11 protein-coding genes and 1 tRNA gene are annotated in these 13,269 nt (G+C 45.9%); 8 read left to right on the top strand and 4 right to left on the bottom strand.

Going from position 1 to position 13,269, the window contains the following annotated elements; all coding sequences use genetic code 11:
* Nucleotides 1-45: 45 nt before the first annotated feature.
* From ACK28X_RS10790 to ACK28X_RS10780, 3 genes are all read right to left on the bottom strand, one after another.
* Nucleotides 46-3,096 (bottom strand): autotransporter outer membrane beta-barrel domain-containing protein, encoded by a 3,051-nt coding sequence (locus tag ACK28X_RS10790; protein WP_412058956.1) that lies wholly within the window; start codon nt 3,094-3,096, stop codon nt 46-48.
* A 273-nt stretch (nt 3,097-3,369) separates the two neighbouring features.
* Nucleotides 3,370-4,119, bottom strand: coding sequence for a DUF4167 domain-containing protein (locus ACK28X_RS10785; protein ID WP_412059129.1), 750 nt, complete (start codon nt 4,117-4,119; stop codon nt 3,370-3,372).
* 452 nt (nt 4,120-4,571) lie between these two features.
* Nucleotides 4,572-4,646: transfer RNA gene (locus tag ACK28X_RS10780), tRNA-Thr, on the bottom strand.
* 181 nt (nt 4,647-4,827) lie between these two features.
* Between ACK28X_RS10780 and ACK28X_RS10775 the strand changes: the two genes are divergently transcribed.
* The 8 genes from ACK28X_RS10775 (at nt 4,828) to clpB (ending at nt 11,233) form a co-directional block, all read left to right on the top strand.
* Nucleotides 4,828-4,998 (top strand): hypothetical protein, encoded by a 171-nt coding sequence (locus ACK28X_RS10775; protein WP_412059145.1) that lies wholly within the window; start codon nt 4,828-4,830, stop codon nt 4,996-4,998.
* 10 nt (nt 4,999-5,008) lie between these two features.
* A complete protein-coding gene (gene murA / locus ACK28X_RS10770) occupies nt 5,009-6,298 on the top strand; it encodes a UDP-N-acetylglucosamine 1-carboxyvinyltransferase (RefSeq protein WP_412058955.1) in 1,290 nt (429 codons plus the stop codon).
* Between the two features lie 34 nt (nt 6,299-6,332).
* Nucleotides 6,333-6,803: a UPF0262 family protein gene (locus ACK28X_RS10765; RefSeq protein WP_412058954.1), complete on the top strand. Its 471-nt coding sequence runs from the start codon at nt 6,333-6,335 to the stop codon at nt 6,801-6,803.
* A gap of 1 nt (nt 6,804) precedes the next feature.
* Nucleotides 6,805-7,242, top strand: coding sequence for a low molecular weight phosphatase family protein (locus ACK28X_RS10760; RefSeq protein ID WP_412058953.1), 438 nt, complete (start codon nt 6,805-6,807; stop codon nt 7,240-7,242).
* Nucleotides 7,243-7,427: 185 nt separating this feature from the next.
* On the top strand, nt 7,428-7,646 hold the full coding sequence (gene infA, locus ACK28X_RS10755; protein ID WP_412058952.1) for a translation initiation factor IF-1: 219 nt from the start codon (nt 7,428-7,430) through the stop codon (nt 7,644-7,646).
* Nucleotides 7,647-7,656: 10 nt separating this feature from the next.
* Nucleotides 7,657-8,292 (top strand): Maf family protein, encoded by a 636-nt coding sequence (locus ACK28X_RS10750; protein WP_412058951.1) that lies wholly within the window; start codon nt 7,657-7,659, stop codon nt 8,290-8,292.
* Between the two features lie 54 nt (nt 8,293-8,346).
* Nucleotides 8,347-8,538, top strand: coding sequence for a DNA gyrase inhibitor YacG (gene yacG, locus ACK28X_RS10745; protein ID WP_412058950.1), 192 nt, complete (start codon nt 8,347-8,349; stop codon nt 8,536-8,538).
* A gap of 100 nt (nt 8,539-8,638) precedes the next feature.
* Nucleotides 8,639-11,233, top strand: a complete 2,595-nt coding sequence (clpB, locus tag ACK28X_RS10740; protein ID WP_412058949.1) for an ATP-dependent chaperone ClpB — start codon at nt 8,639-8,641, stop codon at nt 11,231-11,233.
* A 4-nt stretch (nt 11,234-11,237) separates the two neighbouring features.
* On the opposite strand, the gene ACK28X_RS10735 is transcribed toward clpB, so the two are convergent.
* Nucleotides 11,238-13,253, bottom strand: coding sequence for a hypothetical protein (locus tag ACK28X_RS10735; RefSeq protein WP_412058948.1), 2,016 nt, complete (start codon nt 13,251-13,253; stop codon nt 11,238-11,240).
* Nucleotides 13,254-13,269: the final 16 nt, after the last annotated feature.

Here is a 13,269-nt window from a genome sequence, read left to right as displayed (position 1 = left end):
GGCGGCCTAAGCCGCCCTCTTCGTGTTCAAACCAATGCTAAAGCTCTAAAACTTCCATTTCAAACCTGCATTAACTCCTTGTTTGGAGGCACCAAAATCACCTAATGCCTGTTGATAGCTTACCTCGCCATATAGCGCCATAAACTTATTCACCTGCATGCGTAAGCCGAGCGTACCCTCCACAGCTTGACCCAATTGACCAATATCAAACTCAACATCCCCAAAGGCCGCTTTACCGCCTCCACCAAATGTTTGAATAAAGGCACCTTTCCCATAAATATCTACACGTTTGCTATCAGTCTCATGCCAAGTTTGGCTTAGCATAGCACCAAAGCGACCTTGCGTTTGAGAGACAGGGGCAATCTTCACATCAAACTTATCAACATCTTGGAAATCCTTAAATTGCAATTGTTGGTAAGTAAGATTTATCTGTGGTGTCAACGCCAAACCTTGGTCATTAAGAGCCATAACCACACCTGTATCCACCGAGCCACCTAAGGTCGTTCCCGATAAAGTGTTAGAACCATGTTCATAAGCAGTGTTAACATCACCACTAAAAACACCTCCACCAACAAAACCGTTAACATAGAAGCCATTAACGTGCTTATAAGAAAGCGTAGCACGTGCGCCCCACTGGTTTAACGTAGAAGTCTTTGTTCCAAACTTATCAGAAGGATTCAAGCTTACACGCCCGTAATCACCTACCAGACCCAAACGAGCCTCACTTACACCATCTCTGGCCAAAACAGTGTCACCACCCGCTTGGATACCCGAAATATTAAACGCTACGCCATAACCTTCTGCATCGCGCACAACATTAGACTTATATTGGCCAAGAGCTCCATAAGCACGTACAAAAAACCCTATATCACCACCTGTACCATCATCCTGCAAGCGATTTAGCAATTGGTCATTAAGCGCGGTCATTTGAATTTGCCCTGCTTCAAACAATGCTATAGGCGCTGTCAAATAAATGGCCACCTGTGGCACCGTTACTGGAACAGGATCTGGCTTTGGAGGAACGGAAGGCGTCGCAGGCGTCAGATCAGACCAGGGCATCTCCTTGGGCCACGTCGCAGGCGTTAGATCAGACCAGGGCATCTCCTTGGGCCGCGTCGCAGGCGTTAGATCAGACCAGGGCATCTCCTTTGGCCACGTCGCAGGCGTCAGATCAGACCATGGCATACTCTTCACAGGCTTCAAATCAGACCATGGCAGCGTTGGATCCTTATCCCCTCTGGACAAGTGGTAGGTCCAAAAATCTTTCCCCGTACCGGCTTTTTCATCCCACATTCTTTCACCCGAAGGTACCCCACCTTCAGAAGATCCAGGACCATAACCATATAACCGCCACTGATAAGGCGTATAACCATCAGTCACATAATTCCCTGCTAATACAAAACTTCCTTCATCACTATGACCATACACCTGGATAATAGGAACATCAAAGAGACTGTGATCTGTCGAGACAGGCGACGTCTTATCACCAAAAAAGTTTACCTTAATTTTAGTTTTTCCGCGCACATCCCCCATAACTTCTAGCCTATCGCTCAGCTGCTTGCCATCAATTCTAGGCCCATAATACACATTAAAGGTAATATCAGAATCTGTGCCGAAGGCTTTATAAAACGGTTGATTCTCATCAAATCCATAAGAATCGTTCTGCCCTACTATTAAAGTATTGAAAATATAACTACCGAAACCACTTTTCCTTGGTTCACCAAAAATAATATGGCTATCTGCCAACCAGATTTTCCCTATCCTCGACACTTCTCCTTCTAATCCGACAAGAGTTAAGGTCGTACCATCCTCCAACTTAAGCGTCGACCTAGGGCCACGCAAAGCACCCTTTAAGTCCGTATCATGAAACTCTATGTTTAGACGACCTAAATCATCCTTATTGAAATCATCAACTAAAATCCTCGCGTAAACTTTCCCGCCTGTGAAAATTACGTTATGAGCATACTCCTCTGAATAAAAGGCCGTACCACCTTCAGCAAAAATATTAACGCCATCAAATTTAGTTATAGAACGCTGTTCTTGCCCACCCTTAAAATGCACCGCGTGGCCATTACCTGCAACAGTGATTGAACCACCACTCATGCTAAAATTAGACTCACCACTTATGAATATGCCGTGGCTTCCCGGCCCGTTAACGCGAATATTTACGTCCTTAAGCCTAGCCGTACTGTAATATTGATTATCAGACCCATCAATATAAATACCATGGGATTCCTCACCATCAGTAATAATATCTACATTCTCTGCTGACCAAATCACATGATCATAGGCACCACCCTGGTCTCGTGTCGTTATACCATAGCCTTTTTTACTATAAGTATGAATCGTCCCATTCGATATTCGTGCCTTCGCCTTTAAATCAAGGGATATACCATACGCTTTTTCCACCCCTGACGCGCCACGTGAAAAACTATCAAATCCTGTTTTCAAATCAAAATCTGAAAGATCTAAGTCAAAACCATCATAATCCCCATCGGATTGACTATGATAAATTGAAATGCCGCCTGCACGTGCCTCAAGTACCGTCTTTTTCCCTGCTCCCCCTCCATCAATCTTCAGCAAACCGCCACGCAGATAATTGCCATTAAAAAGAGTCTCGACAGAATCCGTTGGTGATTTATAATATCCACCATGTACATAAACCTTACCACCATCAGCAAGAAAAACTTGGCCTTCCACATTGACATTATTGAGAGTAACACTCCCATTTTTGTAAACTTCAACCCCGCTACGCTTGCCTATAATCGACCCGCCATCCACTGTAACTGTCGAGCCCCCAGAACCGCTTTGATCAATAATAAGACCAGCCCTAGCGTCTTCACTATCATTAAAAGTAGAACCGTGAAACGTGATATTACTTCCATCCTCAACACGAACAGTAATTTCACGCCCCCCGGAATCCACATTAATATTATTAAACTCACCCTTACTATTATAAATATCAAGGCCATGAGAGTATTTTGTATCAGATATATCTATATGATCATTATTCCTAATATCTTCTGCTTTTGCCATAGATACATGAGCAGTTAATACTAAAAGACTAGTTAGCGTTGAAAAAAAAAGTCTATTCATATTTCCCCCGAAAATAAAAAAAGATATAAATTTTCAATCCTTATAGGGCGAAAACAAAATAAATAAATAATAAAAAATAATTTATCATAAATAAAATAATTGTGTTATAAAATAGCAACACAATTATTTTATTTAGCTGGATAATTAATAGTATAAAATATACTTCTCGCGTAAATTAAAAAGCACGAGCGCTGAACGCTCGTGCTCCCTTTAAAATTAAATTTGCGACAAGATGTTAGATGCGCAGAAAAGCCTCTCAATTCAGCTGCGAGCCTAGAGGCTAGCTTCCGCCTTAGTACTACGTAGGCGGCGACGGCGCGGCTTCTTTTCTTCTAAATTACCGGCTTCAGCTACCCCTACCGCCTCTGGGTGTAGCACCTCCGTACTCATTTCCCCATTCTTATGCTCACTTTCATCGTCTAATATAGGCACAGACAAAGGAAAAGCAGTAGCAAGATCAGAGCCAATGGCACCCACCATATGCTCAGACGGATTCAGACACTCCGCTTTTGGTTGACGTGGGGGGCGCGGCCGTACATTTCGACGGGTCACCTTTTCAGCTCTATTCCTCACTTCCGCGCGCTCATCTTCTAGATGAGAGGGTTGCCCTAATTCAAGAGCAGCCGCATCCAAAGCTTCAGATGTCTCCATCACAACGTCAGAAGATCCTGGCTGCATATTCTCTGCGCTAGAAAACTCATCTGACGATAACACATCATCGCCCCCATCATCAAATGCTTCATCCCGCATAGCCGTATTTGCCATCTGCGATTGAGCGAGCAAGATAATACGCGTATAATGTTCAGCATGCTGAAGGTAGTTTTCTGCCATCACTCGATCGCCACAAGCATGAGCATCACGTGCTAAGCTTATATATTTATCGGCAATCTGTTGCGCATGGCCGCGGATCTTCACATCTGGCCCATTACTTTCATAATTGCGTGATAAAGGGTTAGGTCCCCGACGGTGGTTATTATTCCCATTATTCCGTCCGCGAATACGCCTATTTTGTTGTGGCCTCATCATAATCTCTTTTGGATGTTGGTCTTCTAAATTATTCATTTATTTCGGTTGGTTGTCATCAACTAACATTTAGTTTAGGCAAATCAAGCATCAAACAGAACCTCTGTCTCTCTGATCGGCAAACAATATTGACCTTAAAATTTATAGCAAACGCCATCCCCTAGCTATTTTTTAATGCTGAACCTAAACCATAACATTTTTGAAAAGCGTATCTGGCGAATGTGCGTAAAGCCATTCATAAAATTGCGCTGATATCAAATTTCGGAACCTTTCTACAAGGTACCAATCCCATTAACGCTTAATATAATGGAACTTTTTTCAAAAAACAAGCGACCCCCGAAATTATTCCAGCTTTCCAAGCACACCCATACAGCTTCATGAAGTAAAACAAGCTTCAGCACAACAGTGCGTTCCAGAGCCTACTCTCCCCTACTTCGCTTGCACCTTTCATATGGTGCTGCGAGAGAGGATTGAACTCTCGACCTCTCCCTTACCAAGGGAGTGCTCTACCACTGAGCTACCGCAGCTTTCTATGAGTCTCGCGACTTCTGCCATATTACGATCAAATAGGCAAGATATTATACGCATCTACGTTAGAAAAAATTACAGACAAATTCACAGCCAGCTGGTAATTTTAGTGACAATAAGTTACAAAGTTTGTACCCGCTTAATTAACAGGTTTGCGGAACCCTTTAATACGGTTTTATCATGACAGATCAACAAAAAAACACAAAACGCCAAGAGCGATTGGCGCAACAATTGCGCGCCAATTTGCGCCGCCGTAAAGAACAATTGCGAGAGCGCGCCACGGAGTCTGCTAATACACAAATTTTAAAATCAGCACCCGCTTTGCCTAAGCGGCCTACACCTAACCAATGAAAGAAAAAAAATGGATCAAATAAAGGTCATAGGCGGCCAACCACTTTATGGAATTATACCCATCTCCGGAGCAAAGAACGCCGCTCTCCCCCTTATGATTGCCTCTTTATTAACCGAAGAAACCCTCACCTTAGAAAACATACCCCGCCTTGCCGATGTAGACCAATTGATTCGTATCCTCAGCAATCACGGGGTAGATTATTCCATGGAAGGGCGCCGTAAAGAACAACAATGTGGCTATTCTCAAACCATGCATTTTAACGCGGGCCACATTGCTACCACCCGCGCGCCCTATGAAATGGTCTCAAAAATGCGCGCCAGCTTTTGGGTCATCGGTGCCCTTTTGGCTCGTATGGGCGAAGCCTCTGTTTCTTTGCCAGGTGGTTGCGCCATTGGAACCCGACCCGTCGACTTCATCCTTGAAGGCTTGCGTGCTTTAGGAGCAGACGTCCAAATTGAAAAGGGCTACGCCCACGCCAAGGCTAACAAAGGGCTTCATGGTACAGCCTATCATTTCCCTAAGGTCACGGTAGGCGGCACCCATATCATGCTTATGGCTTCGTGCTTAGCAAAAGGTGAAACCCACCTAACCAATGCCGCCTGTGAACCGGAAATTGTTAACCTCGCCGAATGCTTAATAGCCATGGGCGCCAAAATCAAAGGTGCCGGCACGCCTAATATTTCCATCACAGGCGTTGAACGTTTGGGGGGTGCTCGGGTTAAAATCATCCCCGATCGAATCGAAGCTGGTACATTAGCGGCCGCTGTTGGCGTAGCAGGGGGGAATGTATTACTAAGCGGTGCTAACAAAGATCACCTTGGTCTACCTTTAACCTATCTAGAACAAGCAGGGATTTCTATTTGCGAAGAAGAAGGCGGGCTGCGCGTTAGCCGTAGGAATGAGCCACTACGCCCCCTTATCATCGAAACAGCCGCTTATCCAGGCTTCCCTACCGATCTTCAAGCACAGTTTATGGGCTTAATGAGCATTGCAAAAGGCACAAGCCGCATTACTGAGACGATTTTTGAAAACCGCTTCATGCATGTACAAGAGCTCGCGCGCCTTGGCGCGAATATCAGCCTTTCCGGCCAAACAGCAACTATTGAGGGCGTGGAACAATTAGAGGGAGCAGAAGTTATGGCCACTGACCTACGTGCTTCAGTTACCTTGGCCATCGCTGGCTTGGGGGCTCGCGGAGAAACCTTGATCAACCGTATCTACCACTTAGATCGCGGATTTGAGCGTTTAGAAGAAAAATTGTCCCGTTGCGGAGCGTTGATAGAACGAATCTACGCTTAAATGATAGAGCCTCACCAAGAAGGAGAAAGGCAGCGTGAAGGCGAATCGACTAATCGCCATAGAGCTAGACGCAACGATTGGGCGCGCCGCACCTGAAATCGAGCATGAGCGGGCTATAGCAATTTTTGACCTGTTAGAAGACAATCAGTTCTACCCCGAGGGGGATAGGCTGGGTGGACCCTATCGGTTGAGACTATCACTGGTTGATAAACGCCTTATTTTTAACATTGCCCGTAGCCAAGGTGAATGGGTCACTACCCACATCCTCTCGCTCAACCCTTTGCGGCGAGTGATCAAAGACTATGCCTTTATTTGTGAAAGCTATTATGAAGCTATCCGTTGTGCCTCTTTAAATAAGATTGAAACAATTGATATGGGACGACGCGGCTTACATAATGAAGGAGCACACATCCTACGAGAACGCCTCAAAGGAAAAATCTGCTTTGATGACAAAACCGCACGCCGCCTTTTCACCCTACTGTGCGTACTTCACTGGCGGGGGTAAAATGAATCAAAAAACCCCATACTTCATGCCGCATTCAGTTCTATTTATCTGTGGCATGAATGCCGTGCGTTCACCCATTGCCGAAGCCCTTGCCCATAAATTCTTTCCAAATATTTATGTAGCCTCTGCGGGAGTTGTACCAGGTGAGACCGACCCGTTCGCCGTAGCTGTTTTGCAAGAAGAAGCCGTTTCTATTCGTCATCATCACCCTCGCGGCCTTGAAGAATTAAACGATAGTTTTTTTGATTTAATCATTGCGCTTTCACCAAAAGCGCATACTGCAGTCTTAGAGAAAACGAGAACCTTTTCCACCAGAGTAGAATACTGGCCTATAGCCGACCCAACCATTGCCATAGGATCGCGCACCCAAATCTTACATGCCTACCGTCAAGTGCGCGAAGACCTCAAACAGCGCATCTTAGCCCGATTTACCCCATAAAATTATAGTTCACAAATCGAAGAGAATATTATAGACTGCGCTCGGTATAAGCGCGATTCTGTATCAATTAACCTGCAGATCCACGCCTGATAAAGCTGGTAGATAGCCAGCATTTCCCAAAACCGGCCGTCCTATAAGCCGGTTGTCCCTAACCAAGCCAAACATGGCAGATACACAGGTAATTTATGGCCAAAGAAGAAGTTTTGGAATTTTCCGGCATAATTATAGAACCCTTGCCCAACGCAATGTTCCGAGTAAAGTTGGATAATGACCACGAAATCATCGCCCACACAGCAGGGCGTATGCGTAAAAATCGGATCCGCGTCTTAGCAGGTGATAAGGTCACCGTTGAGATGACCCCTTATGACCTTAGCAAAGGCCGTATCACCTACCGTTATAAATAGAGCTTCCCTAATGAAACGGCTAATTTTGGCGTCCAGCTCACCACAACGCCTAAAGCTCTTACGTCAAATCGGCGTGGAGCCTGCCGCCGTCTATACAAGTAATGTTGATGAAACGCCCCTCAAAGGTGAACGACCTCGTCAACTTGCCCAACGTTTGGCATTAATAAAGGCTCATGTAGCTTATGCTGCCCACGCCAATGATAGTCTTATCTTAGCTGCTGATACAGTAGTAGCCGTAGGTCGTAAAATCCTGCCAAAAGCGGCGGATATTGAAGAGGCGCGCGCTTTTTTAAAGCTTCTCTCTGGCCGTACCCATAAAGTACATACAGCCCTCTGCCTCTTAGAGACACAAGAGCATGCAATGGTTCAGAGAAAAACAACCGCCTACCAACACCTCACACAAAAGTGCGTTACGAGTCGGGTGACCTTTGCAGCTTTAACCCCCACACAAATTGATGCCTATCTAGATAGTGAAGAATGGCAAGGCAAAGCGGGCGCTTATGCTATTCAAGGGTTGGCAGCAGCATTTATCACACGTCTTGTAGGCTCCTATAGTGCAGTGGTGGGCCTTCCCTTAGAGCTTATCGCACCCCTGCTCAATCGGCATGCTTACCCGCTGTATGACTCGTGGTCAAAAAAACCTTAAACTACCTTCCCAATCTTTACCTTTGAACACAGCTCCCTGTCAGCAAGGTCATCAATGAGTACTCAACCCTTACAAGGCCTATCTCAACGCTCAAATCAAGTCTGTCCGCAATGTAAAAAGATGACGCATAGACTCTATTACCCTTTTTGTTCCAAACGCTGCAAAGAGATAGACCTTCACCACTGGCTATCAGGAGCCTATCGCCTACCAGGGCGACCTTTTTCTGAAGATAATGAAGACAGCTAAGCACGATAACACAGTCCCCTTGTATCTTTTTCGACCATGCCCATATGAATAAAACCTAAGCCCATTCATAATGGGCGCGTGAAGGGACTAGGAGAGTGCAATGGATATACAAAAATATAGTGAACAACTACAAAGCGTCATTCAATCGGCTCAAAGTTACGCCCTTAGTCACAATCACCAATATTTTATGCCCGAACACTTGCTAAAGGCTTTACTTGACAACGACCAAGGCCTATGCGTGTCCCTTATCCAGAATGCGGGAGGCGATGTAACTAAAGCAAAAATAGCTCTTGAATCCGCCCTGCATGCCTTACCCAAAATAGAAGGGACAAGCAATCAACTTTACCTATCCCAGCCCCTAGCCAAAGCCTTTTCACTAGCCGAAACCCTCGCCCAAAAAGCCAATGACCAATTCGTCACGGTGGATCGCTTCCTACAAGCCCTCCTACAAGAACCAAGTAGCAAAACCGCTGAAATCTTAAAACAAGCTGGGCTGACCCCCGCAACACTCAACAGCGCTATCAATGCGTTGCGCAAGGGGAAGGCAGCCGATAGTTCTGGGGCTGAAAACCAATATGACGCTTTAAAAAAATACGCCCGTGATGTCACCCAAGATGCTCAAGAAGGTAAGCTTGATCCCGTTATAGGCCGCGATGAAGAGATCCGCCGCGCCATACAAGTGCTCTCTCGCCGACGCAAAAATAATCCCGTTCTCATCGGGGAACCAGGCGTAGGCAAAACTGCCATTGTCGAAGGTTTGGCCTTGCGCATTATTAATGGTGATGTACCCGAAAGCTTGCGCAATAAGCGTCTTCTTGCTCTTGATCTTGGATCCTTGATCGCTGGTGCCAAATATCGTGGCGAATTTGAAGAACGTCTAAAAGCTGTCCTGTCTGAGGTGCAAGCCGCAGATGGACAAATCATCCTCTTTATTGACGAAATGCATACGTTGATTGGAGCCGGCAAAAGTGATGGCGCTATGGATGCTTCGAATTTTCTCAAACCAGCGCTCGCTCGAGGAGAGCTCCATTGCGTAGGTGCAACCACCTTGGATGAATATCGCCAATATGTAGAAAAAGATGCCGCACTTGCCCGGCGTTTCCAACCAGTTTTTATCAACGAACCAAACATAAGTGATACGATTTCTATCCTTCGCGGCCTCAAAGAAAAATATGAACAACATCATCAAGTGCGCGTTGCCGATTCTGCTCTCATTGCGGCTGCCACCCTTTCCAACCGCTATATCAGTGACCGTTTTTTACCTGATAAAGCCATTGACCTTTTAGATGAGGCTGCGGCGCGTTTGCGGATGCAAGTCGATTCCAAACCTGAGGAGCTAGACGAATTAGACCGTCGCATCATGCAACTAAAAATTGAACAAGAAGCGCTTAAAGTCGAGACCGATAGCGCTTCTAAGGAACGCTTGGACAGCCTACAAAAAGAACTGATTCAACTGGAAGAAGAATCCCACACTCTCACCGCCAAATGGCAGGCAGATAAACAAAAATTGGGTTTTGCCGCCGATCTAAAAAAACAACTAGATGAAGCTCGCAACCAATTAGCCATAGCCCAGCGCAATGGAGAATTTCAAAAAGCGGGTGAGCTTGCCTATAGCACCATCCCCAGTCTTGAAAAGCAACTACAAGAAGCAGAAAAGCAAGAAGATCAAAGCTCAATGGTTGAAGAAACCGTCACCCCCCAGCATATTGCTGGTATTATCGCGCGCTGGACAGGTATCCCCGTCGAGCGTATGTTAGAAGGAGAGCGCGAGCGCCTCTTGCGTATGGAAGATGAATTAGGTCAACGGGTAGTAGGCCAAGGCGAAGCGGTGCAAGCGGTAGCAAAAGCTGTACGCCGTGCTCGTGCTGGTTTGCAAGACCCCAACCGCCCTATTGGTTCTTTTATCTTCTTAGGCCCTACAGGAGTCGGTAAAACTGAACTCACCAAAGCCTTAGCTGCCTTCCTCTTTCAAGATGAAGGCGCGCTTTTACGACTTGATATGTCAGAATATATGGAAAAACACGCGGTCTCGCGCCTCATCGGAGCCCCGCCCGGCTACATCGGCTATGAAGAGGGTGGAATTTTAACTGAAGCCGTGCGTCGTCGTCCTTATCAGGTCATCCTCTTTGATGAAATTGAAAAAGCTCACCCGGATCTTTTTAACATACTCTTACAAGTCTTAGATGAAGGGCGCCTCACCGATAGCCAGGGCCATCTGGTAGATTTTCGCAATACACTCATCATCATGACATCGAATCTTGGAGCCGAACACCTTACTGCTTTGCAAGAAAACGATACCGTCGATAAAAGGCGCGAAGCAGTCATGGGTGCTTTGCGTGCGGCTTTTCGACCAGAATTTCTCAATCGCATTGATGAAATTATCCTCTTCCACCGCCTACGGCGCCAAGATATGGATAAAATCGTGGATATCCAATTGCAGAATCTACAAAAATTACTTAATGAACGCAAAATCACCTTGGCGCTTGATGAAAATGCTCGCCACTTCTTAGCAGATCTAGGCTATGACCCCGCTTATGGGGCACGACCTCTGAAACGGGTCATCCAAAAGCAACTGCAAGATCCGTTAGCAGAACAGCTACTCATGGGCGATATCCGTGATGGTAATCTTGTTGAAATCAGCTGCGGCTCTGATCGCCTCATCCTTGCCTCAAAAGCTCCTGAGGAAAAGCGCTAAACACCTATAGGATCGGGTCGCCTTTCCTATGCGGCCACCAACGCCAAAACCACGGCTGCAAGGCCTTCAATCGCTCTTCTATGTCCTTGCAGTCGGCTTTAATTTTTACCTTATGCAGGGGGATGCCTGCTACACGCGCTTCATTCACAGCGCTCCGCAAATGCCCCAAAGCAGCAAGTAATAAACAACGCGCTCGTCTTTTCTCTACTTTTGCACCAAAATCTTTTAAAAAGAGAGCGTAATTGATTTTAAGCGTTAAAAAAGTTTTCAAATCCTTTTTAACAGGATCTGAATTTAAAAGCTCTTCAAAAATTTTTTGTGCCTCTAAAAAAGCCGGCATATGTTCGCAAAAATCTGCGAAACGCCAAAGAAAAAGTGCGTGGTGCACCGTAGAATCCAACCATTCTTCCAAATAATCATAATCAGAAATATCAGCTTGCTTTTGGGCAAAAAAAGCTGCTGCCGAAGCCACCAAGTCAACAGCACGCGGCAAAAGAGTGCAGGTCTCATCGCAATCAAAACGGCGCGCGCGCGCAAACAGCGCATGCGCTAAATGATTACAAAAACGCGCCCTATCGTCATCACTAAGCTCTTTAATCTCGAGCAGAGCGGTAAAGTCTTCTTCCGCTTGTTGCAGTAACTGTAAGCCTTCTTCATTAAAAACCATCTGCCCCAACCGCGCGCATAAAAAACCGCGCCATTGATGTAAACGCGGTCGTAAATCTGCCGCTTGGTTGACAGGTATTTTCTCAAATGCCTCATTATAAATCGCAAGTGCAGCCCGTAACAATTTTTGCGCTTCGCCCAAAGGAGCATCCATCGCCTCTGCTTGATAGATTACAGCCAATTCCAACGAATAAGAAAGCCACTCCACAGGACGCGCAAAAGCTAGTTCTTTAATGACTGCTTTGCGCAGAGCTTCGACAGCTTGACTGCGGTAATTTGTTATATCCTCCTCTTTATCAACGAGATTTAGCAAGAATATAAACGCTTTGCCCAAACTACCGTAAAGTCCCGCTACGAATAATTCATTTCCCTTTTGCTCAGCAAGCGCAATCATCTCTTGATATAGATGCGCCGCTTTTTCCACCATTGCAAACTGATCATGGCAAGCATCTTGCTGGGCAAGCAATAAAAGAGCAAACGCCATTTCATTATAAAGCCGTAAAATAGTACTTTCCAAAGCTTGCTCGGCCAGAACCTCTTTCGCGTTTTCAAAAAGCGCCACCGCCTCTTTCACGGTTGCATAACGTTTCTCACGCGGGTCAATCATTGCTAACTGTACCAAGGCGCGGCCCTTTTCAAACTCCATAATCGCCCAATCATAAGGATGCGAATCAGGCTGGTAATAAGCGAGCGCTGCATCAAAATCGGCCACAGCCTGCTCCAAGTAAGCACGAGCTTTACTCTGCTCCTCCAAGTAAGAACATTCCAAAGCTGCTAAAGCTGCCGCAGCCTTAACAAGAGCCCAATGCTTAAAACTTTCCTTAGCCCGCAATACCCGAGCTGCAGCATTAAAACAGCTAAGCGCCTTAATTAAATGGCCCAAACGCGCCCGAGCAAGATCATTATTAGAGAGCGCCCGCAGCACATAGCCCTTTTCCACACGTACCAAGGCACGATCAAAATCACCCTCCTTTTGCGGCAATGCATCTTCAACCTCGTTCAAAAGCCGTAAGGCATAGTTAAGGTGCAAACATCCCTCTTGATCGCCAAGCCGCGCCCCATAATAACGCAATGCCCGCCCATAAGAGACCATAACGCCCCCCCAGCGGCTAAAATCCTGCTTTTTGGTAAAAACCCTTAGCGCTTGTTCATAAGATCGTATCGCCTGTTGATAAGCATCTAAAGCATGCTCATCATCATCTTCAGCTTCTGCAAGCTCCAAAAGAGCCTCTGCATAAACAATATGAGCATGCGCCCACCCCGCATGATCTTCACGACAATGAAGTACTAAAGCAAGATCAGCCGCATCAACTTTGTGACGCAAAATTTTTTTATGATCACTATTCAACGCCAAGACAACAAATCCTTGT

This window comes from Bartonella sp. DGB2 (assembly GCF_046843095.1).
Classification (GTDB): Bacteria; Pseudomonadota; Alphaproteobacteria; order Rhizobiales; family Rhizobiaceae; genus Bartonella.
The sequence above is the reverse complement of the archived record's forward strand: the minus strand, read 5'-3'. Positions and strand labels throughout refer to the sequence as shown.